Annotated in this window: 26 protein-coding genes and 1 pseudogene (1 of these 27 cut by a window edge); 5 read left to right on the top strand and 22 right to left on the bottom strand. The window is 44.6% G+C overall.

The window, feature by feature from the left end; all coding sequences use genetic code 11:
* The first annotated feature begins 199 nt into the window (after nt 1-199).
* Nucleotides 200-2131, top strand: coding sequence for an acyltransferase family protein (locus tag NYE50_RS03385; RefSeq protein ID WP_224988870.1), 1932 nt, complete (start codon nt 200-202; stop codon nt 2129-2131).
* A 42-nt stretch (nt 2132-2173) separates the two neighbouring features.
* Here the strand turns inward: NYE50_RS03385 and NYE50_RS03380 are convergent, their stop codons facing one another.
* From NYE50_RS03380 to gutB, 8 genes and pseudogenes are all read right to left on the bottom strand, one after another.
* Nucleotides 2174-3178: an SPFH domain-containing protein gene (locus tag NYE50_RS03380; RefSeq protein WP_014417078.1), complete on the bottom strand. Its 1005-nt coding sequence runs from the start codon at nt 3176-3178 to the stop codon at nt 2174-2176.
* Between the two features lie 26 nt (nt 3179-3204).
* Complete coding sequence (locus NYE50_RS03375; protein WP_159353853.1) at nt 3205-3966, bottom strand: TPM domain-containing protein; 762 nt, start codon at nt 3964-3966, stop codon at nt 3205-3207.
* Complete coding sequence (locus NYE50_RS03370; protein ID WP_017419002.1) at nt 3966-4991, bottom strand: TFIIB-type zinc ribbon-containing protein; 1026 nt, start codon at nt 4989-4991, stop codon at nt 3966-3968. Before NYE50_RS03370 ends, NYE50_RS03375 begins: the two co-directional genes overlap by 1 nt.
* 50 nt (nt 4992-5041) lie before the next feature.
* Nucleotides 5042-5728, bottom strand: coding sequence for a PspA/IM30 family protein (locus NYE50_RS03365; protein ID WP_072177310.1), 687 nt, complete (start codon nt 5726-5728; stop codon nt 5042-5044).
* Nucleotides 5729-5841: 113 nt separating this feature from the next.
* Entirely contained in the window at nt 5842-6159 is a 318-nt protein-coding gene (locus NYE50_RS03360; protein ID WP_159353852.1) for a YjdJ family protein, read from the bottom strand.
* Between the two features lie 232 nt (nt 6160-6391).
* Entirely contained in the window at nt 6392-7354 is a 963-nt protein-coding gene (locus NYE50_RS03355) for a carbohydrate kinase family protein (RefSeq protein WP_022552690.1), read from the bottom strand.
* 101 nt (nt 7355-7455) lie between these two features.
* Nucleotides 7456-8831 (bottom strand): annotated as a pseudogene (locus NYE50_RS03350) (MFS transporter).
* A gap of 73 nt (nt 8832-8904) precedes the next feature.
* Entirely contained in the window at nt 8905-9966 is a 1062-nt protein-coding gene (gene gutB / locus NYE50_RS03345) for a sorbitol dehydrogenase (RefSeq protein WP_159353851.1), read from the bottom strand.
* A gap of 200 nt (nt 9967-10166) precedes the next feature.
* On the opposite strand from gutB, the gene NYE50_RS03340 reads away from it, so the two are divergent.
* Nucleotides 10167-12656: a tetratricopeptide repeat protein gene (locus tag NYE50_RS03340; protein WP_159353850.1), complete on the top strand. Its 2490-nt coding sequence runs from the start codon at nt 10167-10169 to the stop codon at nt 12654-12656.
* Nucleotides 12657-12961: 305 nt separating this feature from the next.
* Here the strand turns inward: NYE50_RS03340 and NYE50_RS03335 are convergent, their stop codons facing one another.
* From NYE50_RS03335 to groES, 5 genes are all read right to left on the bottom strand, one after another.
* Nucleotides 12962-13702, bottom strand: a complete 741-nt coding sequence (locus NYE50_RS03335) for a hypothetical protein (protein ID WP_109566747.1) — start codon at nt 13700-13702, stop codon at nt 12962-12964.
* Nucleotides 13699-14124: a hypothetical protein gene (locus NYE50_RS03330; protein ID WP_109566746.1), complete on the bottom strand. Its 426-nt coding sequence runs from the start codon at nt 14122-14124 to the stop codon at nt 13699-13701. Before NYE50_RS03330 ends, NYE50_RS03335 begins: the two co-directional genes overlap by 4 nt.
* A complete protein-coding gene (locus NYE50_RS03325) occupies nt 14111-15154 on the bottom strand; it encodes a ParA family protein (protein WP_109566745.1) in 1044 nt (347 codons plus the stop codon). The genes NYE50_RS03330 and NYE50_RS03325 overlap by 14 nt, the downstream gene beginning before the upstream one ends.
* Before the next feature lie 386 nt (nt 15155-15540).
* The gene (groL, locus tag NYE50_RS03320) at nt 15541-17175 is read right to left on the bottom strand and encodes a chaperonin GroEL (RefSeq protein WP_003155941.1); all 1635 of its coding nucleotides are present in this window, start codon (nt 17173-17175) and stop codon (nt 15541-15543) included.
* 41 nt (nt 17176-17216) lie between these two features.
* A complete protein-coding gene (gene groES, locus NYE50_RS03315; RefSeq protein WP_003155970.1) occupies nt 17217-17501 on the bottom strand; it encodes a co-chaperone GroES in 285 nt (94 codons plus the stop codon).
* A gap of 271 nt (nt 17502-17772) precedes the next feature.
* On the opposite strand from groES, the gene NYE50_RS03310 reads away from it, so the two are divergent.
* Together NYE50_RS03310 and NYE50_RS03305 are read left to right on the top strand one after the other, a co-directional pair.
* Complete coding sequence (locus tag NYE50_RS03310) at nt 17773-18507, top strand: CPBP family intramembrane glutamic endopeptidase (RefSeq protein WP_007408860.1); 735 nt, start codon at nt 17773-17775, stop codon at nt 18505-18507.
* Nucleotides 18504-18695, top strand: coding sequence for a YdiK family protein (locus NYE50_RS03305; RefSeq protein ID WP_003155975.1), 192 nt, complete (start codon nt 18504-18506; stop codon nt 18693-18695). The genes NYE50_RS03310 and NYE50_RS03305 overlap by 4 nt, the downstream gene beginning before the upstream one ends.
* Nucleotides 18696-18732: 37 nt before the next feature.
* Here NYE50_RS03305 and tatC read toward each other — a convergent pair whose 3' ends face one another.
* From tatC to moaC, 4 genes are read right to left on the bottom strand one after another with little or no spacing between them, the layout of a single operon-like run.
* Nucleotides 18733-19491, bottom strand: coding sequence for a twin-arginine translocase subunit TatC (gene tatC, locus NYE50_RS03300; protein WP_094032596.1), 759 nt, complete (start codon nt 19489-19491; stop codon nt 18733-18735).
* Nucleotides 19492-19497: 6 nt separating this feature from the next.
* Nucleotides 19498-19668, bottom strand: coding sequence for a twin-arginine translocase TatA/TatE family subunit (locus NYE50_RS03295; protein ID WP_003155981.1), 171 nt, complete (start codon nt 19666-19668; stop codon nt 19498-19500).
* An 18-nt stretch (nt 19669-19686) separates the two neighbouring features.
* Nucleotides 19687-20334 (bottom strand): redox-sensing transcriptional repressor Rex, encoded by a 648-nt coding sequence (locus NYE50_RS03290; protein ID WP_003155984.1) that lies wholly within the window; start codon nt 20332-20334, stop codon nt 19687-19689.
* The gene (gene moaC, locus NYE50_RS03285) at nt 20331-20843 is read right to left on the bottom strand and encodes a cyclic pyranopterin monophosphate synthase MoaC (RefSeq protein WP_003155986.1); all 513 of its coding nucleotides are present in this window, start codon (nt 20841-20843) and stop codon (nt 20331-20333) included. The genes NYE50_RS03290 and moaC overlap by 4 nt, the downstream gene beginning before the upstream one ends.
* A gap of 139 nt (nt 20844-20982) precedes the next feature.
* On the opposite strand from moaC, the gene NYE50_RS03280 reads away from it, so the two are divergent.
* Nucleotides 20983-22911, top strand: coding sequence for an ABC-F family ATP-binding cassette domain-containing protein (locus NYE50_RS03280; RefSeq protein WP_021495210.1), 1929 nt, complete (start codon nt 20983-20985; stop codon nt 22909-22911).
* A gap of 222 nt (nt 22912-23133) precedes the next feature.
* On the opposite strand, the gene tsaD is transcribed toward NYE50_RS03280, so the two are convergent.
* The 5 genes in view from tsaD to thiL are tightly spaced (at most 15 nt apart) and all read right to left on the bottom strand, a layout consistent with a single transcriptional unit that may run on beyond the window.
* Complete coding sequence (tsaD, locus tag NYE50_RS03275; protein WP_007408855.1) at nt 23134-24174, bottom strand: tRNA (adenosine(37)-N6)-threonylcarbamoyltransferase complex transferase subunit TsaD; 1041 nt, start codon at nt 24172-24174, stop codon at nt 23134-23136.
* A complete protein-coding gene (rimI, locus tag NYE50_RS03270; RefSeq protein WP_003155993.1) occupies nt 24167-24622 on the bottom strand; it encodes a ribosomal protein S18-alanine N-acetyltransferase in 456 nt (151 codons plus the stop codon). The genes tsaD and rimI overlap by 8 nt, the downstream gene beginning before the upstream one ends.
* A 10-nt stretch (nt 24623-24632) precedes the next feature.
* Nucleotides 24633-25322, bottom strand: coding sequence for a tRNA (adenosine(37)-N6)-threonylcarbamoyltransferase complex dimerization subunit type 1 TsaB (gene tsaB, locus NYE50_RS03265; protein WP_007408854.1), 690 nt, complete (start codon nt 25320-25322; stop codon nt 24633-24635).
* Nucleotides 25303-25779, bottom strand: a complete 477-nt coding sequence (gene tsaE, locus NYE50_RS03260; RefSeq protein WP_014417064.1) for a tRNA (adenosine(37)-N6)-threonylcarbamoyltransferase complex ATPase subunit type 1 TsaE — start codon at nt 25777-25779, stop codon at nt 25303-25305. The genes tsaB and tsaE overlap by 20 nt, the downstream gene beginning before the upstream one ends.
* A gap of 15 nt (nt 25780-25794) precedes the next feature.
* A protein-coding gene (gene thiL / locus NYE50_RS03255) for a thiamine-phosphate kinase (RefSeq protein ID WP_014417063.1) crosses the window boundary here: on the bottom strand, nt 25795-25966 show its final stretch. It continues 806 nt past the right edge of the window; 172 of the gene's 978 nt are visible here — the last part of the coding sequence; its start codon lies beyond the right edge, outside the window — the gene reads right to left on this strand; it ends in the stop codon at nt 25795-25797.

Here is a 25966-nt window from a genome sequence, read left to right as displayed (position 1 = left end):
AGGGACCCTTTTCATATAACAGACGCCGGACGGGGGCTGAAAAGTTTAAGAAAATCACAGCATTTCATTCATTTTTTCTGAAACAAAATCCCCTTCCGAATGCGTCTAATTAACGGAACAAATGGAAGACTGTACAGAAATCTGCCATAGCCATCCGCAAAACAGCGAGAATTTCCGCACACATTATTGGAGGAATACCATGTCAGACAAGTCACTGCATCACCGCTATATTCCCGGACTGGATGGACTTCGCGCCTTTGCCGTCCTCGCAGTTATCGCATATCATCTGAATTTTAACTGGGCCGACGGCGGTTTCATCGGTGTTGATATCTTTTTTGTTTTATCGGGGTATTTAATTACATCTATTATATTGCCTGCCCAAGGCAATGCCATCACCCTTGATTTGCGTGATTTTTGGGTGCGCCGGATCAGGCGGCTTCTGCCGGCGGCTTATCTCATGATTATCACGACAGTCATTTGGGTCGTATTGTTTAACAGCGAGCTCCTGCATACCGTACGCGGAGATGCGGTCTCCTCACTTTTTTACATAAGCAATTGGTGGTTTATCTTTCATAAACTTTCTTATTTCGACAGCTTCGGCTCCCCTTCGCCATTAAAAAACCTTTGGTCGCTGGCAATTGAAGAACAGTTTTATATCATATGGCCCTTCCTGCTGCTTGCGGGAATGTACATATGTAAAACACGGGCCCGGCTTGCGGCCGCGGTCATGTTCCTCGCGTTATGTTCGGCAGTCGTAATGAGTATGATGTATGTGCCCGGCGGAGATCCGAGCCGCGTTTATTACGGAACGGATACCCGCTCATTTGAATTGCTGATCGGCTGCGCTTTAGCTTTAGTGTGGCCGATGAAACGATTATCTTCCAAACGGCTGCCGAGCAGCATGAAACACCTGCTTCACGGGACGGAGCTTGCCGCTTTTGCCGCGCTGCTGCTTTGCGTCTTTTACACGGATGAATATGAACCCTTCCTGTACAAGGGCGGCATGCTTTTGATCAGCATCACCGCAGCGGTTCTTGTCGCATGTTTATGCCATCCGAGCAGCTTTTTGGGACATGTTCTTTCATGGAAGCCGCTTCGCTGGATCGGAACGAGATCATACGGAATCTATCTTTGGCATTACCCGGTTATCGTGCTGAGCACACCCGTACAGGAAATCGGAAATCCGGTTTATTGGCACTGCGCCGTCAGAATCGGCGCCACTTTCATTCTTGCCGAGCTATCTTACCATTTCATTGAACAGCCGATCCGCACTGCGGGCTTCCGGCCATTTTTACGCCGCGTGTTTCTGAACCGCTTTCTGGAATGGAAGACGTCCTCTGTCATCAGCAGAATGTCGCTCGGCCTCATTCTTGCCGCCATTCTCGTATTTGCGGGCGGGCTGTCAGGGATAGCCGAAGAGAAAAAACAGCCGCAATGGACGTACGCGCAAAATGATCAGCAAGAAACCGCCGCCTCTTCGCACAAAACGGCCGATCACGATCAGCCTGCAAAAGAAGAAGACAGCAAGAAAAAACACGGCGGCGAAAAAACGGACACCGCGTCAGACAAAAACAAGAAAGAACCAACAGACAAATCAAATACAAAGAAAAACGAAGAGAAAAAGGAACGGTCATCTCAAAAAACGGCTGATTCAAAACAAACACAGCCTCAGCAAGACGTGCTGGCCATCGGTGACTCGGTGATGCTGGACATTGCGTCATACCTGCGGCAGTCCCTCCCTCATGTCACCATCGACGGAAAGGTAGGAAGACAAGTCTCTCAAGCACTCCGGCTCACTTCGGAATATGCGTCATTTAATCAGCCGAACAAAGCGGTCATCATCGAGTTAGGGACGAACGGCTATTTCACCAACAGCCAAATTGAATCACTGATCAGCTCCTTTTCAAAAGCCGAGATCTATCTTGTCAACACACGTGTGCCGCGGCAGTGGGAAAGCAAAGTAAACGAATCATTGCGCCGGCAGGCCGAGTCACGGAAAAATGTGACGCTTGTCGATTGGCACGCAAAAGCATTGCAGCACCCTGAATACTTCACACCGGACGGCGTCCATCTCATACCTGAGGGTTCTAAAGCGCTGACATCCCTCATCGTTCAAACGATGAAATCATGACAAAAAAAAGAGGCCCCAAAAAGGCCTCTTTTTCGTATATCGTCAGGCAAGCTTCTGTCCGCAATTCGGGCAAAAATTCGCGCCTTCCGTTTTCGTTCCGCAGTTCGGACAGAATTTCGGCTTATCCGCTCCTTCCGAGCCGTTCGCCGGTGCCGTCCCCTGATTCTGCTGACTTTGATCTTGCTGCGGCTGGTTCTGCTGATTTTGGTTCATTTGGTTCATCATTTGATTTGCCACATTCATTCCCATCATCATGCCCGCCATGTCTGAGGCGGCGCCGCTTCCGTTCATTTTGCCGGATGACATTCCGTCCGTCATGGAAATCTGCTGATAGCGGTTCACATCGCCCACCATGCCGTAAGAAGCGTTTTTCGTAATCATATCCTGAACTTCCTGCGGATAGTTAAAGCTCATAATATTGAAGCCCGTAATCGACATGCCGTCTCCGATCAGCTGCATATCAAGATCTTCTTGAATCCCTTTTCCGATTTCAAAGGAATTCGACTGCAGATTGAACATGTCTTTTCCTTCTCTGGTGATCCATTTCATCAAAAGCTGATCGAGAATAGACGTAATCCGGATTTTAATGTCCTCCACTAAATAGCTGTCTTTGACACCCGCAATCTTATCAATCAATCCGATGTAGTCAATGACCTTGAAGTTAAATGTGCCGTTTGCGCGGATCGGCATACCGCCCGGCATACCTGCCGCCGGAATGTTGATGGCGTTTTTTGTGCCCCACTTCACGGTGAACTCCTTCGTATTCACAAACAGCACTTCAGCCCGCATGCCGCTGTTAAAACCAAACTTAAACCCTTTTAGTGTAGATAGAAACGGAATGATTTCTGATTCGATATCATAATCGCCGTCATCACGGAAAATCCCTTCAATCTTCCCGTTGTATAAAAAGATGGCATCCTGTCCCGGCCGGATGATCAGACGGCTGCCTTTTTTAATTTCACGGTTGTTCCATTTATAGAAAACCATGTCGTCTCTGAATTCTTCCCACTCCACCACATTTGCTAACTGATTTCTAAAAAAACCCATGTATGCTCAAATCCTTTACATATAATTTAAAAACTTCCCTTGCTTCCGCTGTAACTCGTGCCGCCCCTCGTGACTCCGCCGTCATTGTCATTATCTTTATCAGGCTTTTTCTCTCTTGTAACGTCGGTTCGGATATATGTGTCGTGCTGGCTCAGCACTTCAGACGTATCGTGATCCATATACGTGCTGCCGGTGACGGTGACCTTGCCGCCGGAATTGTACACCATCACAGTGACGGCGATTCCGGCCGCGGCTGCGGCAATAATGAGCTGAAACCACCATGTGAGCAGCAGATTGTCAGACTTGTCGTCCGGGCTTTTCCCCATATCTTTATAAGCCATCTTGATGTAGGTCTGAAACGCCTTTTCATAATGGCCTGCGGAAATATCTGACGAGATCGTATTCCTGATCGTATTCAGCCGGCTGTTATTCAAATACGTCTCCGCCTTTTTATATCCGGAGATAAATACTTCCCGATTTTTCATATCAATGGTCAATATCGCCGTACTTCCGCTAAAATGACTGTCATAAAAATCACCGGCATACTGCTCGATGTCCTTACCGCCCGTTCCGTTTGCGGTAAGAATGATAAAAGCAGTATGGCGCTTTGCCCCCAGCTTCCCGGCCAATTCCTCAAGTTTCTTCGTTTCATCCTTCGTTAATAAATGAGCATTGTCATAAACATATTGCTTCTGTTCCGCGGCAGACGCCGATGTATGTAAAGAAAAAGACAGCATCAGAAAAAGGACGAAGCAGAAGAGACACGCTTTTTTTATCGATACTTTCATCAAAAACCGCCTCCTATCATAAGTGAGACGAGTCTTAATGCTACAAACGCACCGGCGGTTATGCCGCCGAACCACGCGGCCACTTTTCCGGCACTGATCGGCGGTTTGCCGACAACCTTGCCCGTCTGCCCGTTCATCGCAAAAATGTGCTCAGCCCGCTCATAGTCGTAGCTGACCATCCAGACCGGAAGCAGTACGTAAAAGCTGCTGATTTTATCGGTCTGAATCTGCTCATCCGTAATGTCAGCCGTCGTATATCCGGAGAAGGTGGATCTGATATAAGAATCAATATAATGGCTGATTTTATCCTTCGCCCGCGGAAAGAGATCGTCATCGGTATAATTGTACTTTTCCGCTATATATCCCGCTAAATAGGCCGTATTAAACTCCTTCAGCTCACTGTATGAGTAAGGCTCCAATTTGTCCATTAATTCATCATTCATTTTTTCTGAAGCGTCGACCGGAATTTTGAGATAATCAAGATTGATATCGCGGTACGCGTTGTAATACTCGGTCTCCGTCACCCGGTATTCTCCATCATCATAGTGATGCACTCTCGTACAAACGGCATTGACCTGAACCTTGCTGTTTAAATCAAACATCCAAAACGGCACGTACATGCCGGTTATGCTCTTCACCCGATCGGCAGACATAAATCCTTTCGGTGTCAGACGGCCGTTTCGGCACCACTTTTTAAAAGCGCTCATGGCCTCTTCTTTACTGATCGTAAAAGGGATCACCATCGAAGGCGCGAGATTTCCCGATAATCGGTCGGCGAGAACGGCGGCTCCTCCGCAAAACCCGCACGTCGTGGCCGTCGTTTCCGCCTCAGTCATTAATACCGCGCCGCAATTCTCACAGCGGTACTCATTCGCCTCATTTTCGGAAAATCTCGTCGTTATATACTCTTTTGGCAGGCTCTCAATCTGATCCTGCCGCCCGCAGCTGTGACATGTCAGCATGCCGGATGAACTGTCAAAGACCATATCATCGCCGCAGTTCGGGCATTTATAAGAAATGATCATTCTGTTTCTCTCACTTTCTCTTTATATCGGACAAAGCTGCAGCCCGCTGTCTATTGATCTTTACTGAAAAGCATTTTCTGCTTGAGCGCCGCCAATTCATCATCGACACTGCTTTGATTGCTGTCATATTTAGCCGCCAGCTCGTCAATATCGTCTTTCGGAGACGCGTTCAGCTCAGCCATCGCATTGGCGTGATCAAGCGCTTGGTTGACCTTGTCTTCCATTCTGCCGAAAGCTGTCATCGATTGGCCCGCATTTGACACAGAGGACCCCAATTTGTTCATTCTCTCCTGCGTTTTTGCCACAGACCACTTCGCTTTGATGGCATTTCGGCGCGACTCAAGCTCTCCGATATCAGCGACAAGCTTGTCATGCATTTTGCGCATTTGAGACGCGTTGGATGAAGCGAGCTGATAAGCCGTTTGCAGCTCAGTCAGTCTTGATTCAACAGCCGCTTTCCTTTCCAAAAATGTCCGCGCATCAGCTTCACTGCCGGCCTGCAACGCTTTCATCGCATAACTTTCCATCTTTTCGGCATCAGCCTGGCATTCTGTTAGCGCTCTTTTCGCCCGCTGTTCCTCAGCCATGACAGAAGCCGTCTCCGCTTTCACTTTTCCTAAATCACTGTTCAGATTCCGCAAATATTGATCAACCATTTTTTCAGGGTTTTCAGCTTTATCCAGCAGCGCATTGATATTGCTTGACATGATGTCTTTAAATCTTCCTAAAATACTCATTTTTCATTTTCCTCCCAAAATTAAATAGTAACAAGTTCATAGTTATATATACTGTTTTTTTTGAAAAAAGTTTCATTTTCTCATGAATTTATGTATTTTATATGAAAATAGTCTCATTCAACCCATTTGTGCCGGCGGAAATTTTTCACGACCAGATACAGTGAGAACAAAAAATAAATAAAAAGCCCGATCATCAACCCGCTCACTAACGGATAATGCTTCGCCGCATACACAAAGAAATCCAGCTGCGAAATCTGTTCCGGACTTGTAATCGTATCCGTCCCATTCAAAAGCTTTGAGAATTTAGCCGTATAATTCCAATCAAACGAATCAGAAACAAGCTCACTCCCCTGATACCAATTGACAGCGGCAAGACAAAGAAAACAAAAAACAGAAAACGCGCATTGCACAATAAGAAAAACATGTTTCATGAAAAACATTCCTCCGCGGTTCAATATCATAGGCCGTCACACTATACATGACGGCAGCAGCAGAAACTTGGTTTTACTCAGAACTGATAAAAACGTGATTGTATGTACTTCACAGCGGTTCAATTTACTGGATGCCTTTCTAAAGTATACCGTATATCGTAAAGGGTTTCAGACCTAAATAAAGAGGATGCTTCCCGAAGTCCGATGACTTTCAAGAAACATCCTCCATACTTTACAGTGATACTTCAACCTCTTTAAAGCTCGGCAAAGCATCGATCGCACCGATTTTGGTGCACACGAGCGCCCCCACCTTATTGGCAAATGAGACAATATCACGCAGCTTCGCAAAATCATCGGCTGCCGTCTGAATCTCATCGGTGCGCGCCAGCTGATACAGCGCCGCGCCGACAAACGCATCTCCCGCTCCCGTTGAGTCTATTGATGTCACCGGAATGCTCGGAATGATGTCAAGATGCTTCCCATTTGAAAGAAGGGTCCCGCTTTTCCCGAGTGTCACCGCCACAATGCCGGCTCCGATCTCATGAAGAACCGCAACACCTTCTTTATGATTCTTCGCACCGCTGATGATCTCAAGCTCTTCGTCACTGACTTTCACAAAATCACTTACGGCAACGGCTTTTTTTGCGGTGTTTATAAACTCTGAAACTCTTCCTTTCCATAAATCCTCACGGTAGTTAGGATCGAAGGAAATAAACTGTCCATTGTCTTTCGCAATCGACATCAGCCGTAAATAGGCTGAGCAAAACGGATCAGATAACAATGCTGTCGCTGATCCGAAATGAAGGATTTTCGCATCGTTTACCTTTTCCAGATCAATATCCTCCAGCGTAAACAAAGCGTCCGCTCCTCTGTTAAACACAAAGTCGCGCTCCCCATTTTGTTTTAATGAAACAAACGCAAGCGTTGTAGGCGCTTTCTCATCCATGACGAGCATAGAGGTATCGACGTGTACGGCGTCCAATGTCTGCTTCAGAAAATACCCGAACGGATCTTTGCCTGTTTTTCCGCTGAAAGCCGCGTCTCCGCCCAGCTTAGCAATCGCTGCCGACACATTCGCCGGTGCCCCGCCGGCACTTTTTAAGAAATTACGTCCTTCCGTCAAATCAACATCCACATCGGTACAAAAGAAATCAATTAACAATTCTCCAATACAAATAACAGATTGGCTTCCCACATTATCACACTCATTTATCAATTCTCGATTATAGTTTCAGTATAGTGCTTTCTGTCATAAATACAACCGTTTACATAGAATATTTTAAATTTTACGTATACTTATCTGGCAGCCCTTTGCTCCAGATCAGACATCATCTGCTGATATTTTTTTTCAGTTAAAGGATAAAAAGAAATAAGAATAATAGACAGCAGAATGAACAATCCCGGGATGAGCGCATTCATATTTTTAATCGCATTCAATGACGAGGCTGTCTGATCGGTATTCGCGGCATATCCGGCGATTCCGAGATAAACGGCCGAAAATGACCCGGCTAACGCAACTCCGAGCTTATTGATGAAACTCATGCTCGAAATCACCACGCCATCAGCCCGGACTCCGGTTTTCCATTCCGCATAATCGACACAATCGGCAACCATTCCCCAAGCAAGCGTATTTAAAGGCGTCGTAAAAATCCCGAAACGAAAAGCCAAAAGAAGATAAGCGGCAGCGAAGAATACGATGTAAACTGAAGGCCCGCATAAGAAATCAGCGATAGCGCCGCCGTGATGATCATAACCTGCTTCCGGCCCCGCTTCTCAGAAAAGAAAGGAATAAACAGATTGCTGATCAGCGCTGCGCCGAAAAACAACACGGTTCCTAAAAACACAAATTCCTTATGGCTGACGTTATACGTAAAATAGTACACCATCGTGCTGAGCTTAATGTTAAACCCAATCGCAAACGCCAAAAATGCAGAAACCAAAATGAGCAAAGGCTTGTTTCGGAACAAAACGGACAACGTCTTTTTCATTCCTTGTTTTTTTCTTTTTTCAGGCTGAATCCGTTCCCGCACAGTAAAGAAGCTGAACAGATTCAATGCGATGCTCACCGCCGCATAGATGAGCGCCGTCATCTGAAATCCAAACGCCTGATCTTTCCCGCCGATGGCGTCCGCAAGCGGTGTCGCACAGGAAATCGATAACAGAATTCCGATATAAACCAAAATCATCCGGGTCGTCGTCAGAACCGTCCGTTCCTCCACGGAATTCGTCATCCGCCCCGTTAAGCTGTTGACCGGAATCGTCTGCATGCTGAAGGACATCCCAAGCAGAATATAAGTGATGTACGCATAAACCATATTCCCCGTTTCGCCGAAATGAGGGGTCGTGAAGCATAAGAACGTAAATAGCGCAAAAGGAAACGCCACCCACAAAAGATACGGCCTTGCCTTTCCCCATCTTGTATTCGTCTTGTCTAAAATCACGCCCATAATCGGGTCAAAAATAGCGTCCAGCACCCTTACGATAAGAAACAAAGCTGCGATGACCGCAGGCTTAATGCCGCCGACATCTGTATAGTAGAATAATAAGTATGCGTTTACAAACTGAAAGATAATATTGTACGACATATCGCCGAATCCGTAGCCGATCCGTTCCATCCAGGACAGGCCGCGATATTTCGTCTTTACTGCCGCTTCTTTTTCTGTTTCAATCATCATTTCCCACCCCAAGAATCCGTTTTCATTTTTGATAAGCAAGAGGGAGAATGCAAAGATCCTCCCCGTCCACTCAGCGATTTGGATACACCATCACTTTTAAGCATTCATTTTTGTATTGAAAGGCCCGTTCCATCGCATCTTGCGTCTGCTCCAGCGAATATTGGTCCGTTACTAGATGCTTCGTGTCCACAATGCCTGAAGCAAGAAATTCGATTCCCTTTGGATACGTATTGGCATAACGGAAGATCCCGTAAATATCAATCTCATTATCCGCAATAAACGGCACGTTGAGCGGAATCTCGTTCTGTGAAGGCAAACCGACAATCGCCAATTTTCCGCCCCGGCGCACAGAAGCCAGTGCGGATTGCAATGCCGCTGGATTCCCTGCTGTTTCCCAAGCAACATCAACGCCTCTATCATTCGTGATCGTTTTAATCTCTTCAAGTGCATCCTGTTCACGTATATTAATAATGTGAGTCGCTCCCATTTTTTTCGCAGCTTCTAACCGCAGCGGCTCTAAGTCGGTGACAATGATTGTGCCTGCCCCAAATGCTTTAGCTGCGGCAACAGCCATTAACCCAACAGGGCCCATCCCCATAATCGCAATCGTTGATCCGGGCTGTAGCTTCGTTCTGGCCGCCGCATGGATGCCGACAGAAAACGGCTCGATCAAAGCAGCATCTTCATAAGAAAGTGAGTCTGGGATTAAAAAAACAAAGTCCTGACGCATTTTAATATATTGGACAAACGCACCGTCTACTGGTGGTGTAGCCAAAAACTGTACATCCGGGCAAAGGTTATAACGCCCCTCCTTACACGCCTCACAGCGTCCGCATGTGACACCGGGTTCGACAGCGACCCGGTCTCCTATTTTAAATTGATCGACAGACGATCCGATGGCGGCAATTTCTCCCGCGCATTCATGACCGAGGATAAATGGTTTTTCCACTACATAATTGCCTATTCTGCCATTTGTATAGTAATGCAGATCAGATCCGCAAATTCCGACAGCCATCACCTTAATCAACACTTCATCATGATTGATGTCAGGCACGGGCAAAGTTTCGATTTTGATTTCTCTTGTGTTGTGCATAACCGCCGCTTTCATGTTTTGAGGCACTGTGTGAGTCATTTGGCAAATTCCTTTCTCTGCTTTGAAATGTAAGTGCATACATTTTTATTTTCTCTATCACTGCCCCTATTTTATCTGCTTTTCAAGACGTACAACAGCCTTTCCTGCTGTATAAAAGGACAGCGGCACTGTACTTTTTATTTTTTCATATACAAAAAACACTGAATTGATAAAATAGTACTAATAGGAGGTGCAGGCTAATGGCTGAACTTGAAAACCGGACACAATTTGCAGAACTGCTGGCACCTGCCGTCAAATCGCTGAAACATCATCTTGATTACAAAATTAAAAGGACAAAGAACGTAAAATCCGGACAGTCTTATATAGATCAAATCTCACTCCGAATAGGCGTTTCCTCTAACACGATCAAAAGCTGGATCGGACAGATGGGCGCAAACTACATTCCCGGACGAATTGACGACGGAAAGCTGTTCGGAATGATCTGGATCATTATAGAAAAGACTGACATGGATCCTGAATGGCTGATCGGCCTTCTGGAAACCACCACCATTCCCGTCATCAAACCCGCATTGCCCGTTTGGACGGCGTCTTGTCTAAAAAAAGCAAAAATACTCCGGAAAGACGGATCATTCGGAGCGCCGAGTGATGAAGATATTGAAAAAGCAGTAAAGCGGCTGTTTCATGACAGACCAAGCCACGAAACGAATGCGCAAACAAGAAAGTTCGTTACGCATAACTTACCGTCACGCCGGACCGGGAACTTTATCGGACGCGGCTTTGATATGGAAGCAATCCGGCAATGGATGCTGTCTCCGTCACCGGTCTGTTTAATCACGGGCTGGGCCGGCATGGGAAAAACAACAATCGCTCTTGAAGCAGCCTACCTTTGTGCCGGCAGTTCACCAGATTGGCCGGCATTCAACAGCATCATCTGGATCAGTGCGGATTGGAAAGGATTGAGCTTCAGCGATTTTTTAAACACGATCGCCTATCAGCTCGGACGCACAGAACAAATCGACAAATCAATCAACGAAAAACGGTTCGTCGTCCGCAATGCATTAGCCGCTCATTCAAACGAAAAACCAGTATTGCTGATCGTTGACAGCATTGATACAGCGGAACGTGACATTCACGAATTTATCATCGGCCTTCCGCAAGGCGTAAAAGTCCTCCTTACGGCACGGGAAAACGTAAAACAGACATACCGGGACGGCCTCGGGGAACTGGCGGCCATCCAGCTGAGCGGCCTTGAACAAACGGATGCCCTTGAATTTTTCCATCAAGAAGTGCACCGCTGTCTGCAAACATGCAACCTCCCGCATAAACGGGAAAAGCTGGAGCAGCTGCTGCAGCTATCGCCTGACCTTAAGAATAAATTCGTCTCGGCAGCCGCCGGCAACCCGAAGGCCATGGCACTGAGCATTGCATACATGTCAGACGACGACATCCCCGCTCCGCAGCTCATTCAAGAACTTAAACAAGCGGGTTACTCATTATTGGAATTGTTTGAGGTTCTCTTTGGCCGCACATGGGACAGATGTCATGAAGACACACGAAAACTATGGCAGACGCTTTGCTTTTTCGCTAAGCCCCCTGATGAGAAAAGCTTGGCTCAAGCGGCCGGATTAGACGTCCGGCGGTTTCATTACGCGATTGAGCAAATGCGGTCATATGCTTTAATACAGCCGGAACGAAGCGAAGGAAGTATTCAATATGCAGCCCATCAAACCGTTGTCGCTTACGGAGAACAGCACTTATCCGAAAATCACGAATTTGCAAAAGAAGCCCGCAGCCGCTGGGCGCATTATTATATTGATTATGCGGAAACCCATATAAAACGGGAACGGCCCAATTCTGTCTATTGGAGCTATCTGCTGGGACGGAATTTAGAGCAAATGAAAAAGGAATGGCCGAACATCCTAAAGGTCATCGAATGGTCGAGCGAAACCGGACAACATGACATCCTGATCAAACTCATCATCCGTATCAGCCATTTTCTAAGCAGAATCAACCTGCCCCTGCGAATCGAATACGGATTAAAAGCCGCCGATGCCGCCCGTCAATCAGGCGAACACACGCGGGAAGCTTACTTTCGGATCGATACGGCAGGTTGGGCGCTGATGGAAGTCAACGATTCAGACGGAGCTCTCAGGCAAATAGAAGCCGGCCTGAAGATACTCGAACAATCAGGCGCACCGGATCACGACGACTTGAAAGTATGGGGAACCGCCCTGCAATCGAGGCTGCTGTTAAAAATCGGAGAACCGGAAAAAGCGGCAGCAATGCTGGACGGCATCAAAGATCAGCCCGTCTCGCCCATTATCCGGCACAGGGTTCTTCTGGTCCGCGGCGACCTGAGTTTCGCCCGCTCTCACTACGAAGAAGCCATCACATTATACGAAGCGGCAAACACAACCAGCGCCGCATACGGCGGCGAAAAAACGATAGAAGCCTATTTCAACCTCGGCATGGCTTACGTGAAGTGTGATCAACTCGAAAAAGCGGAAAAAGCCTTTGAACAAATGCTCTATGACAAACACAACGCCAATCAAGTTGAACTGATCTACTATCACTACGGAATGGCACAGCTGTTGTACCGAAAAGGAGAGAAAACGAAAGCGATGGAATCCAATCAGAAGGCAATTCGTCTGATTGATTCGTGGGAGCCTGGGATTGGGATTCGGGGTGAGGTGGAGCAGCTGAGAATGGTGCTTGAAGGAAATAGTTAGAAAACATCGTCGTAACATATAAGGTGAATTATGGGAACAAATGAATTTATTGCTTTACCTTATAAACAAAAAATCACCAATTACTATCGCAGACCGATAAGAAACCCTTTCTAATTGAATGTATTTATGCATTTAAATTAAATAAACGATCAAACTATAGTATTACAAGAGTTCTCGCCGTTTGATTTTCATTTTCTGAAAATACTCCAGCTCTAAAAAAGATGGTCATTTTAGAGCTGGGATAGTTACTTGCCTATTTCTAAAATACACATTTTGCGATTGATTTTTATACAGCAGTTATAAAATTACTTATCTTTCTTTACAATTCTTATGAGCGTTCGTGTCCTTTTCTCCCCATATAAGATTCTCAATAAATTATATAGAGTATAATAATCCCATTTATTTAAACTTTCCCGGATTAAAAAGAAATTCAAAAGAAAAATTTCATTTAACACAGAACAATATAAATGAAAGAATTCATCAATATTTACAATTGTTTCTTCATGAAGATTAGAAAAATACTCAACACTCATTACAGGTAAACTTTTTGATTTAGAATGAACTATCCCACTTAGCCGTTTATAAAGAGTTAAATTTCGCTCAACCGAATTATAATATTCTTTATAGTCACTTTTATCTAAGCAATATTGTAAATCATTGATAAACTTCCTTTTAGTTTCCACAAATCGGAAATCTAAAGGATCAAATGATATAGAGGAATTATTATTTAACATAAATTCTCTTTCTCTTTCCAACACAAATTTATAGTTTGCTTCTTGTGCAGACCTTAGTAGCAATAAGGCACTTCTGCATTGTCCTGTAAAAAGAGCATATATTGATTCGAGGAGTAATGAAAAAGACATGTTGAATTCTGAACCGAAGTAGTTTCGTGTCTCGATTTTATTTTTAAAATAATTAATCGAAAAGATATACCCAAAAATTTTTTTCATTTTATTTTCATTAGTCAACAAAAATTGTTGCTTAATACCGTCTAGTATTTTCATTTTTTCAAACTCTCGCTGAAAAATATCCTCCAACCTCATCAATTTCCATTACTTCCTTTGTTAACAGAATTAAACCAACCTATAACATCATCTTCTAAACTAGTTGAAGACTTTTTTTCTTTAGGGATACTATTATGGTTGTTTAAATCTTTTTCTTCGAGATACAATATAATTAGTTTTATAGACGCTGATATCCTAAAAGAATCATACTCTTTAGATACATCCTTTAATAGTCGTGAAGCTAGATAAGGTCTAGCTTTAAACAAATAACTATTGTACTTTTTTTTGAAAACATTTATTAAGAAATCTTCTAAATCTTTGTTTTTCGAAAATACTTCTCTACTCGAAATCAACTCATATAGTAGCCCCAGATACAAACTTTTAGTTTGCTGGAGAGTAAATTTGTTTTTATTTATTACACTTAGCTCTTGTTTAAAATCTCTCTTACTGTCAACTGTTTTCATATACTCCCTCCAAAGATGATATTTTCCCTGTTATTTCTGAGACAACTCTTGTAACTGAGTTTTTTAGAGTATCATGTTTACTCCCACTTTCATCATATAAAGAAAATTTCAAAGGAACTGATGAATGATAAGGTATTTCTGTTTCAAAGAAAGACTGTGGTATTTTCTTTTGAAGTCTTTCTTTTAATTTACTCGCAATAGTCATATCGTGTGTTAAAGTAAATAAAACTCCTAGAGATTCAATATGTTTACGACCTAAATCTCTTCTATACATGGTATACATTTTATATATTCCAGACTTTTTCTCATAAAATGTAGATTTAACTAAATTCTCTAGTAATCCAATACCCACACTTGAAAATAAATCAATTTTACTTGGGATTATGTAATAGTCAGAAGCAAATAAACTTGCTTGAGTTAATATAGTCCAGTTAGGGGGACAATCAATAATTATATAATCATAATCCTTTCTTAATTCATATGTTTCGAAATGATCCTCTAAAACATTATGTTTCCCACTGGTATCTCCGTACAAAGACTCAAACAAATCTAAATCTCCAGGAATTAAATCTAAACTATTTTTTATATTATAAATTAGAGACGGATTTTCTAATGGATTAACTAAACCTTCTTGAGTAAACAACGTTCGTACTGTCATTCCTCTTTCCTTTAATCTATTATATATTAACTGAGATGATATTTCTTTTCTATAATTTTCATCTTGATTTAGATCATCATCTTGATCTCTATTTTCATCTTGACCTGAACTCGTGCTTATTTCTTCATCATATGTCTCATTAAGTTCAGTGAGAACCTCCTCTAGCATTGTAGCCTCTATTTTTTTTGGGTGATGCCTAAACTGGTGGTTTAGCAAAGCTTGTGTAGCATTAAACTGAGGATCCATGTCAATTACTAACACATCATGTTCCTCTCGTGAAAGAGCATCTGCAACATTTATAGCTGTAGAAGTTTTTCCTACTCCTCCTTTTAAGTTGATAAAAGAAATAACCTTAGCTTTATGAGTACCCATCTTCCCACTCCTATTTTTTACAATTAAGTATTAATCATAAATTATTTCCTAATATCAAATAATCCAAATATAAGTAAAGCAAAAGAGAAATAAACTATATTATATTTAAAAGGGGCTACTGTCTAAAGAAGATTTTGGTTTACAGAGGAAATTTTGTGATTATCTTAATTTCTATTTTTTTCCAAATACATTAATTGCTTTGTTTCATGATGAATTTGCTTGTTCATACCGCTTGTTGGCTTACTGTAATAATTAATCCAAACCATATTACCCCTAACATGGAAGAAAAGACTTCCCAACAGTTCAAAGAACTCATGGAAAGCCTCTAATTCATCCGTTATATTCAGGAAAGAAGTTTGCCTTTTTTTATTTCTAGTAGGCAATAATTACATCATTCCACCCATACCGCCCATGCCGCCCATGTCAGGCATTCCTGCACCGCCGGCGTTTTCTTCCGGTTTGTCAGCGACAACCGCTTCAGTTGTTAAGAGCATTGCTGCTACAGAAGCTGCGTTTTGCAGGGCTGAACGCGTCACTTTTGTCGGGTCAACGATACCTTTTTCAATCATGTTTACCCATTCGCCAGTTGCAGCGTTGAAGCCTACGCCGATTTTTTCGTTTTTCAGGCGCTCAACGATGACAGATCCTTCAAGACCAGCATTGTGCGCGATTTGACGGATCGGCTCTTCAAGCGCGCGAAGCACGATGTTGATACCTGTTTGCGCATCGCCTTCAGCTTCCACTGCAGCGACTTTGTTGTATACGTTGACAAGCGCTGTACCACCGCCGGATACGATGCCTTCTTCAACAGCTGCGCGAGTTGAGTTGAGGGCGTCTTCGATGCGAAGTTTACGCTCTTTCAGCTCAGTTTCAGTCGCAGCGCCGACTTTGATGACAGCTACGCCGCCGGCAAGTTTCGCAAGACGCTCTTGTAATTTTTCTCTGTCGAATTCAGAAGTTGTTTCTTCCACTTGAGCGCGGATTTGGTTAACGCGTGCAGCGATTTTTTCAGTATCGCCGGCGCCTTCTACGATTGTTGTGTTTTCTTTCGTTACCACAACTTTAGAAGCGCGTCCCAATTGTCCGATTTCAGTAGATTTCAGGTCAAGGCCTAAGTCTTCTGTGATTACTTCTCCGCCTGTAAGAACAGAGATGTCTTCAAGCATTGCTTTACGGCGGTCACCGAAGCCAGGAGCTTTAACGGCAACAGCGTTGAATGTGCCGCGAAGTTTGTTGACAACGAGTGTAGCAAGAGCTTCACCTTCAACATCTTCAGCGATCAGAAGCAATGGTTTGCCTTGCTGTACAACTTGCTCAAGCACAGGAAGGATTTCTTGGATGTTTGTGATTTTTTTGTCTGTGATTAAGATGTAAGGATTGTCAAGAACCGCTTCCATCTTATCAGAGTCAGTCACCATGTAAGGAGACGCATATCCGCGGTCGAATTGCATACCTTCAACAACTTCAAGCTCAGTTGTGAATCCTTTAGACTCTTCGATTGTGATGACGCCGTCGTTTCCTACGCGCTCCATTGCTTCAGCGATAAGGCTTCCGACTTCCTCATCAGCAGCAGAGATCGCAGCAACCTGAGCGATAGACTCTTTGCCTTCGATCGGCTTAGAAATTTCTTTTAAGTTTTCGATTGCTACAGTCACGGCTTGTTCCATACCTTTACGCACGCCGACAGGGTTAGCTCCCGCAGTTACGTTTTTCAAGCCTTCGCGGATCATAGCCTGCGCAAGTACAGTCGCAGTCGTCGTACCGTCACCGGCAACGTCGTTTGTTTTGCTGGCTACTTCAGCTACAAGCTTCGCACCCATGTTTTCAAACGCATCTTCAAGTTCAATTTCTTTTGCGATTGTCACACCGTCATTTGTAATTAACGGAGAACCGAATTTTTTCTCCAGAACCACGTTGCGTCCTTTTGGCCCTAAAGTTACTTTTACAGCGTCAGCAAGCGCATCGACACCGCGAAGCATAGCGCGGCGTGCTTCTTCACTAAACTTAATATCTTTTGCCATGTTAACGAAACCTCCTCGAATTTTTAAAAATATTTATTTGCTTAGCCGATTACAGCTAAAATGTCGCTTTCACGTAAGATTAAGTATTCAGTACCTTCGTATTTCACTTCAGTACCGGCGTATTTTGAGAAGATAATGCGGTCGCCCTCTTTTACTTCTAAAGCAACGCGCTCTCCGCTTTCCAACACGCGACCTGAACCGGCTGCCACGATTTTGCCTTCTTGCGGCTTTTCTTTTGCAGAATCCGGTAATACGATTCCGCTGGCAGTTTTTTCTTCAGATTCTACGAGTTCAATGACAACGCGATCACCTAATGGCTTTAACAATGTAATAACCTCCTCAATAGTATGAATATGTAATTTTAGCACTCAGCTCTAAAGAGTGCTAACACAGTTATTATAATAAAGAATCTCACTTCCAATTTCAAGTCATAAGAATAAAAAATTTTCACGCTTACATGATTCTCTCTCACACTGAAATTTTCACGCTTACATGATTCTCTCTCACACTGATTTTCTCCTTTTTTCACGTCAAGTTCACTTGTGTTACAATAAGAACAAATAAGTTGATTTTATAGGATAAAGGAGTACATATCATTTGAGAAAACAGTATTGGTATATCATTTTGACATATGTTATCATGCAGCTTTCCGCATTGATCGGCATTCCTTTAATGTACAAATTCGGCTATGCGGGCGGGCACCCTACGAATGCGAATCTCACCATGGCTCAGGGGATTTATTCCGTCGTAAGCTTTTTTATCTGCCTGATTATCGTTCTCTTGATTTTGAGAACCGCGCCGAAGCAGACATTAAGAAACGGGAAGAAAGCATCCGCCGGCATGTCCGTTCTCTGGGCGGTAGCGGGAATATGGCTCGCTTTATTTTCTCAGGGAATCGCCGGAATGATTGAGCAGTATGTCTTTCATGTGGGCAGCGGTTCCGAAAACACGAAAGCCATTCTCAGCATTATTAAAGCCATGCCGCTCATGATTATCGTTTCTTCTATCGTCGGGCCGATTCTTGAAGAAATCATTTTCCGGAAGATCATTTTCGGTGTATTATATGAAAAAACGAATTTCTTTATCGCCGGACTGATCAGTTCCGTCATTTTCGGCATTGTGCATCAAGACCTCACGCACCTGCTGCTGTATACGGCCATGGGCTTTACCTTTGCGTTCTTGTATGTGCAGACGAAACGGATTATTGTGCCGATATTCGCCCATGTCATGATGAATACCATTGTCGTGGTCATGCAGCTCGGCCCCGCCCAAAAATATATTGAACAGCATAGTGAGCAAATGCAATTAATTATTGGAGGATTGTTTGTATGAGGAACCCAATGACTTGGGGCTTGATTTATTTCGCAGTCGGCTGTATCTTTACGTATTTGGCCGCAAGCTCTCCGGGAAGCATGTGGTCTTTTTATTCCATACTGCTGATGGTTTTCGCCGCTTATAATATCAGCATCTCGTTTAAAATGTTCGCTTTCTCATTTAAAGTGAAGAAAAACCAAAAATAAAAGAAAAGCCATTTCTCATCATTGAGAAATGGCTTTTTTATGCTGATACGTCCTGATCGGATTCACTGCTGGTCTGCCTTTTCCGATACGCCGCTTTTGAGATCAGGATACTGATCTCATATAAAATGCAAAGCGGAATCGTAATCATCAAGTGAGACAGCAGCTCAGGCGGCGCAATCATCGCGGCGATCACAAGCAGCACAAAATACGCGTACTTCCTGATCTTCGATAAAAACATCGGCGTGATCACACCGAGTCTCGTTAAAAACATGATCAGCACCGGCATCTGAAACAGCAGCCCAAAAGGAATCGTCAGCTGCAGCAGAAAATGAAAGTACTCGGTAATCCCGATCACCTGGTTGACATCGAGGTCATTCGAGACCCGCTTCATAAAATCAACGACCAGCGGAAATAAAATATAATAAGAAAACGACACACCGCCGACAAACAGCACGATCGAAATCGGAATATAGCTGAGTGTTACTTTGCGCTCCTTCTCATACAGACCCGGGCTGACAAACGCCCAAATCTGATAGAGAATAATCGGCGAAGTCAAAATGATGCCGATGATAAACGCGAACTGCAAAAAGATAAACAGCGGATCCGTCAGGTTAAAAGCATTAAGGGTGAGCTCTTTTACTTCATCGGCTTTTTGAAGATACACAATGATAGGTTTTGCCAGAAAAAAGCCGGCAATAAAGAAAACCGTAAAGGATAACGCCACAATCAGCAATCGTTTCCGAAGTTCGGCAATATGCTCCACAAGCGTCATTTGATTCACTCTCATACGCGTCATCCTATCTTACTGTTCTTCTTTCTTTTTTTCCTCTTCTTCACCGGCTAATCCCTTAGTAGCGTTCTTAAATTCACGAAGCGTGTCCCCCGCCGCTTTTCCTAATTCGGGAAGCTTCTTCGGACCGAAAATAATCACCGCTACCACACCGATAACCGCCAGGCTTCCAGGACCGATCATGTGCAGCTCCTCCTTTCGCTATTCAATTTCTTCCAAAACAGAATAATGCTTCAAGAAATAAACCAATGATTGAAGCTCTACAGCTAAATCTATATGATGAATTCGAATGTGATCCGGCACATTCAAACGGGCCGGCGTAAAGTTAAGGATTCCCTTGATTCCGAGCGACACGAGCCGGTCGGTGATTGACTGGGCGGCAACCGCGGGAACGGTAAGAATCGCCACGGGTTCATCCTTAATGTGAAGCTCTAAATCATTAAGATCAAAGACAGGCACACCGCCTACCTCAGTTCCTATTTTACTCTGATTCACATCAAAAGCCATAGATATTTTTGTGTTATTATTTTTTGTGAAATTATAGTGAAGAAACGCCGTCCCTAAATTCCCGACACCGATCAAAATGACGTTCGTCGTTTCATCCTGATCCAGTGTTTTTCTGAAAAATGACAGCAGGTAATCCACATTATAGCCGTATCCTTTTTTGCCGAGCGCCCCGAAATAGGAAAAATCCCGGCGGATCGTGGCCGAATCGACTTTTACCGCGTCGCTCAGTTCAGCTGATGAAACGCGCTGTTTTCCTGACGCGTGTAAATTCTTTAAAAAGCGATAATAAAGCGGCAGCCGTTTTGCCGTCGCCTGTGGAATTTTTGATTGATCCTTGTTCATGATTGGTCCTCCACTTTATACTCAGATGCATCTCTTTTAAAATCACCGTTTTTGCCTCCTGTCTTTTCCATGAGGCAGGTCGGGCCGATGACCATTCCTTTATCCAGCGCCTTGCACATATCATAAACGGTCAAAGCGCAGACTGAAGCGGAAGTTAGCGCTTCCATTTCCACACCTGTACTCCCTTTCGTTTTTACGCTTGCCTGTATATGAAGAACGGCTTCGGAATCCTTTTCCTCCCAGCCGAATGAAATGTCGACGCTGCTTAAAGAAAGCGGGTGGCACATCGGGATAATCGCTGACGTCTGCTTTGCGGCCATAATTCCTGCCACCTGTGCGACAGCCAGCACGTCTCCTTTTCCGATCTCGCGGTTTTTGATTCTGCTGTACACGTCATGCTTCATGTGTACGCTGGATATCGCAGCGGCAGTACGGACTGTTGAAGATTTATCGCTTATATCCACCATGCGGGCACGGCCTTCTTCATTAAAATGAGAAAATCCATTCATATTTAAACTCTCCTTACTTCTGATCATACACTATTTTCTCCCTGATGTCTTATCCTATAATGTTCCAATTCTGATGTATTGTTTGCTGACAGCAGGTTGATAAGCTACACTTAACTTATTATAACAGAGGTGAAATAATATGATGATCTTACAAATTAATCAGCTATCCAAATCTTTTGGCGCTGATCCTATTTTAAACAATATAAAGCTTGAAGTCAGATCTCGGGATCGCATCGCCATAGTAGGCAGAAACGGAGCCGGCAAATCAACTCTCCTTAAAATTATCGCAGGTCACCTTTCATATGAAAAGGGTGAATTAATCAAACCGAAAGAATTAACGATGGGATATCTTGCCCAGCACACAGGCTTGGAATCCCAGCTTACCATAAAAGAAGAACTGCTGAGTGTTTTTGATTTCCTGAAAGCAATGGAAAAAGAGATGCGCTCTATTGAAGAAAAGATGGCCACGGCCGCCCCGGCGGAGCTTGAGACGCTGATGAAAACCTATGACAGGCTTCAGCAGGATTTCAAGGATAAAGGCGGCTATCAATATGAAGCGGACGTCCGCTCTATCCTTCACGGCCTCGGCTTCGGAAAATTTGACGATTCCGTGAAAGTGCAAAGCCTGAGCGGCGGTCAGAAAACAAGACTTGCGCTCGGAAAGCTGCTGCTGACCCAGCCTGATCTGCTTATTCTGGATGAACCGACGAACCATCTCGACATCGATACGCTTACATGGCTTGAGCATTATTTACAGGGATATTCAGGCGCCATTCTGATCGTTTCCCACGACAGATACTTTCTTGATAAAGTCGTCAGCCAAGTGTACGAGGTCTCACGGACAGAAAGCAAAAAATACCTCGGCAACTACAGCGCCTATTTAGAACAAAAAGCTGAGCAGTATGAGAAAGACCTGAAGCTGTATGAAAAACAGCAGGACGAAATCGCCAAGCTTCAAGATTTTGTCGACCGCAATCTGGCCAGAGCTTCTACAACGAAAAGAGCCCAAAGCAGACGAAAACAGCTTGAACGGATGGACGTCATGGCAAAGCCGCTCGGGGATGAAAAATCAGCCGCCTTCCGTTTTGACATTACAAAACAGAGCGGAAACGACGTCCTGCGCGTACAGGATGTTTCCATCAGCTATGACGGCCAGCCTCCGCTCTTGAAAAACCTGACCTTCGGCATGACAAGAGGCGAAAGCGCCGCCCTCGTCGGACCGAACGGAATCGGCAAATCAACCTTGCTGAAAACCATTATGAATACAATCAGTCCGGAATCCGGATCGATCACGTACGGTTCCAATGTCACAATCGGCTATTATGATCAGGAGCAGGCTGAACTGACCTCGTCCAAACGCGTGCTGGACGAGCTGTGGGATGAATATCCGGACATGCCGGAAAAAGAGATCAGGACATGCCTCGGCAACTTCCTGTTCAGCGGAGACGATGTCCTGAAACCGGTCCGTTCGTTAAGCGGCGGGGAGAAAGCAAGAGTCGCGCTTGCCAAGCTGATGCTTCAAAAAGCAAACTTTCTCATCCTTGATGAACCGACAAACCACCTTGACCTGGACAGTAAAGAGGTGCTGGAAAACGCCCTGATCGACTACCCGGGAACACTGTTATTTGTCTCGCATGACCGCTACTTTATTAACAGGATCGCCACAAGAGTGCTGGAGCTCTCACCTGATCATGCAGAAGAATATTTGGGAGACTATGACTATTACACCGAGAAAAAAGCCCAGCAGCTGGAACTGGAAGAAATGAAGCGGCAGGAAAAGGAGCAGGCTCAGCCTGCCGGCAAGGTCAAACAGGATACGAAAAGAACTTACGAGGAAGAAAAAGAATGGAAGAAGAAAGAACGGCAGCGCCTGAGACGCATTGAAGAAATCGAAGCAGCCGTCTCATCCGCCGAAGAGAAAATCAGCGCCAATGAGGAGCTGCTGTGCGATCCTGACGTGTATCAGGATCATGAAAAGGTACAGACCATTCACGCGGAGAATGAAGCTCTGAATCAAGAGCTCGAGAACTTATTAGCAGAATGGGAGGAACTCTCCTCAGAAGAATAGAAAAAGTCAAGCACCTCTTTAAGGGGTGCTTTTTTATCCACAGCTATCCTCCTTGTCAGCCATGTAAGTAAGCGTTTTATACACACTATCCACAAAATTTTCTGACTTTATCCACTTTACTAACAACTTACAGCCCCTTATCCAGCCTGGATTTCTGGATATACTCACAATCCTGTGGATATGTTAGAATTATCTGTTAATAAGTAAAAAAAGCCTCACGTTTTACAACGTGAGACGATCAAAGGATGTTAATTCCAAACCGGGCTGTCCGTTCATATCATATGAGCCCCGAATCCCCTTTTCAAAAGCAACGGTTCCGGCAGCCGCAATCATCGCTGCATTGTCCGTGCATAAAGAAAGCGGCGGGATGATAAGCTCGGGATCTCCCGAATGGCTGAATTCCTGCTGAAGTGCGGCTCTCAGCCCTTTGTTAGCGGCTACGCCCCCTGCCAGCAGCACTTGTTTAACCCCGTATTCTTTCGCGGCCTTAGAGGTTTTTGCCGTCAGTACATCAATGACACTCTGCTGAAAGCTTGCTGCAAGATCCTCCGGAGGAATCACCTCATTTTTTTGCGAGGCGTTATGAAGCGTGTTAATCACGGCTGATTTTAGGCCGCTGAAGCTGAAATTGTAAGACCCTTCTTCCAGCCACGCACGCGGAAGCGGAATGGAATCCGTTCCCACAGCAGCCAGCTTATCAATCTGCGGCCCTCCCGGATAAGGAAGCCCCATCGTTCTTGCCACTTTGTCGTAAGCTTCGCCTGCGGCATCATCCAGCGTTTCACCGATAACCTCAAATGAACCGTGCTCTTTCATATAAACCAATTCCGTATGTCCGCCTGACACAACCAAAGCAAGCGCCGGGAACTGAAGCTCTCCTATCAGCCTGTTTGCATAAATATGACCCGCAATGTGATGGACACCGACTAGCGGTATTTGATGGGCAAAGCTTAACGCCTTTGCCGCATTGACTCCGATTAACAGGGCTCCGACAAGTCCGGGTCCTTCCGTTACGGCAATCGCATCAAGATCATCAAAGCCCATCTCCGCTTTTGAAAGAGCTTCCTCAATCACAAGGGTGATCTGCTCCACATGATGTCTGGACGCTATTTCAGGCACGACCCCGCCGAAACGTTTATGGCTTTCAATTTGAGAAGCGACGACGTTTGAAATAATTTCATTCCCGTTTTTTACGACTGAGGCCGCTGTTTCATCACAGCTTGTTTCGATTCCTAATACATAAATATCTTGTTTTTCACTCATGTAATGTCACCCACATTAATAACGCATCTTCCCCGTTATCTGTATAGTATTGTTTTCTGATTCCACCGGCCTGAAGACCGAATTTTTTATATAAGGATTGGGCGGGATGATTTGAGACCCTGACTTCGAGAGAGAGCCTTCTTGCCTTTTTTTCTCTGCACAATTCTATCGCAGAGCGAAACAGCGCTTCTCCCAATGATTGGCCCCGATATTCCGGCTTAATGGCTATGTTCGTAATCTGCGCGTCATCTATAATAATCCAGATTCCGCAATACCCCGCCAGACAGCCGTCCTTTTCAATGACAAGGTAGTGGGCATACGGATTTTCCAAAAGCTCATGATAAAATGAATCCTTCGTCCACGGAGAAGTAAAGGATGCTGTTTCAATTTCATAAATTTGATCAATATCTTCCGGCCGCATGCTTCGAATCGCCGTTTTCGTTTTCATCCCTATCACCCTATTTTTGAGATTCCATCCATTTCGCTTCAGCCTCTGCCAGACGCAAATAATCCGGAACAAGGCTGTGGACATCCGCTTCTTCTTTTTCCAAGCCTAAAAACGCCAGCTCTGACGGCCGCGGATTATGCTGTGCAGCCGTTCCTATCACTGCTTGAGATGTCAGCTCATGCAGAATGGTTTCTTCATGAATCGCTGTATCGTGCCCTAAAAATAAAACCGGAGACGCTTTTTCTTTCAGCATGCCGAGCCAATCAGTCAAAAGGACATTCTGATCTGGAAGAACGGATTGTAATCGGCCGTCCTGATATTCATAAAGTCCCGTATATACCTGTCCGCGCCGGGCATCAAATAACGGGCAGATCAGTCCTTGAAAGTGCCGTCCGTTAGCCGCCAGCACCTCCAGACTCGAGACAGCGGAAACCGGAAGCTTCAGCGACCATGCCAATGTTTTTGCCAGCGTCACACCGATTCTGACACCTGTATACGATCCCGGTCCTTTCGCCACCGCTATTTTTGTAAGATCCTGCGGTGTTAGGCCGCAATCCTTCAGCAATGAATTGACAGCAGGCATGGCCCGCACGGAATGATTCTTTTTTAAATATGTAATATACTCCGCCATCACCGTTTTGTCACGAACGAGCGCGGCACCCAGCGTGTAATTTGACGTATCAATTGCCAGTATTGTCATGTTTATTTATCTCCTCACAAAGCGTTTCATACCGTGTTCCGCAAGCCGTAAAGGTAATGTCCCTTGCCTCATCACCGGCTCTCTTGATAACGATCTGCAGCCGTTCAGCAGGCAGCTGATCCTGAATTAAATGAGCCCATTCAATTAAACAGACGCCTTGTCCCTCAAAATATTCTTCAAGCCCTAAGTCTTCGCTTTCATCCTCCATACGATACACATCCATATGATATAGAGGAAGCGAACCGTCATGGTATTCTTTTATAATTGTAAAAGTCGGGCTGTTTACCACTCTCGTGATTCCCAGTCCTTCGGCAAAACCCTTTGTAAAAGTCGTTTTTCCCGCGCCTAAGTCGCCTTCCAGTGTCAAAATGTCTCCCGGCTTTGCCAAAGAAGCGGCAAGCTTGGCTACGGCTTTCGTTTCTTCGGGGTTTTTCGTTCTCCATTGTAATGTCTTCAAAGTGAGTCACCCGTCTTATTTAAAATGATTGTATCCTTTTTTCTCAAGGACGATTTGTCTCTGATCATTGGCTGTCAAAAGAACACATGCTTCCTTCCGTTCAGATACCGCCCCTATCTTCGCAATCGGAATGCCCGATTGAGTGCAGTAATCAAGCAAAGAAATCCACTCTTGCTGAGAAACCGTT

Source organism: Bacillus sp. EU55, assembly GCF_038005925.1.
Classification (GTDB): Bacteria; Bacillota; Bacilli; order Bacillales; family Bacillaceae; genus Bacillus; species Bacillus velezensis.
Note: the sequence above shows the minus strand (reverse complement) of the source record. Positions and strands in the feature narration are given on the sequence as shown.

Bases quoted from the DNA above. Each gene is read 5' to 3' on its own strand.
- tsaD (WP_007408855.1), bottom strand. From the start codon at position 24,174: ATGAGTGAAAAACAAGATATTTATGTATTAGGAATCGAAACAAGCTGT.
- moaC (WP_003155986.1), bottom strand. From the start codon at position 20,843: ATGAATGGATTTTCTCATTTTAATGAAGAAGGCCGTGCCCGCATGGTG.
- NYE50_RS03290 (WP_003155984.1), bottom strand. From the start codon at position 20,334: ATGAACAAGGATCAATCAAAAATTCCACAGGCGACGGCAAAACGGCTG.
- NYE50_RS03360 (WP_159353852.1), bottom strand. From the start codon at position 6,159: ATGAAACATGTTTTTCTTATTGTGCAATGCGCGTTTTCTGTTTTTTGT.
- NYE50_RS03375 (WP_159353853.1), bottom strand. From the start codon at position 3,966: ATGAAAGTATCGATAAAAAAAGCGTGTCTCTTCTGCTTCGTCCTTTTT.
- NYE50_RS03365 (WP_072177310.1), bottom strand. From the start codon at position 5,728: ATGAGTATTTTAGGAAGATTTAAAGACATCATGTCAAGCAATATCAAT.
- NYE50_RS03385 (WP_224988870.1), top strand. From the start codon at position 200: ATGTCAGACAAGTCACTGCATCACCGCTATATTCCCGGACTGGATGGA.
- NYE50_RS03280 (WP_021495210.1), top strand. From the start codon at position 20,983: ATGATGATCTTACAAATTAATCAGCTATCCAAATCTTTTGGCGCTGAT.
- groL (WP_003155941.1), bottom strand. From the start codon at position 17,175: ATGGCAAAAGATATTAAGTTTAGTGAAGAAGCACGCCGCGCTATGCTT.
- NYE50_RS03340 (WP_159353850.1), top strand. From the start codon at position 10,167: ATGGCTGAACTTGAAAACCGGACACAATTTGCAGAACTGCTGGCACCT.
- tsaB (WP_007408854.1), bottom strand. From the start codon at position 25,322: ATGACAATACTGGCAATTGATACGTCAAATTACACGCTGGGTGCCGCG.
- gutB (WP_159353851.1), bottom strand. From the start codon at position 9,966: ATGACTCACACAGTGCCTCAAAACATGAAAGCGGCGGTTATGCACAAC.
- NYE50_RS03305 (WP_003155975.1), top strand. From the start codon at position 18,504: ATGAGGAACCCAATGACTTGGGGCTTGATTTATTTCGCAGTCGGCTGT.
- NYE50_RS03325 (WP_109566745.1), bottom strand. From the start codon at position 15,154: ATGGGTACTCATAAAGCTAAGGTTATTTCTTTTATCAACTTAAAAGGA.
- NYE50_RS03295 (WP_003155981.1), bottom strand. From the start codon at position 19,668: ATGATCGGTCCTGGAAGCCTGGCGGTTATCGGTGTGGTAGCGGTGATT.
- NYE50_RS03380 (WP_014417078.1), bottom strand. From the start codon at position 3,178: ATGGGTTTTTTTAGAAATCAGTTAGCAAATGTGGTGGAGTGGGAAGAA.
- tatC (WP_094032596.1), bottom strand. From the start codon at position 19,491: ATGACGCGTATGAGAGTGAATCAAATGACGCTTGTGGAGCATATTGCC.
- NYE50_RS03370 (WP_017419002.1), bottom strand. From the start codon at position 4,991: ATGATCATTTCTTATAAATGCCCGAACTGCGGCGATGATATGGTCTTT.
- NYE50_RS03330 (WP_109566746.1), bottom strand. From the start codon at position 14,124: ATGAAAACAGTTGACAGTAAGAGAGATTTTAAACAAGAGCTAAGTGTA.
- rimI (WP_003155993.1), bottom strand. From the start codon at position 24,622: ATGAAAACGAAAACGGCGATTCGAAGCATGCGGCCGGAAGATATTGAT.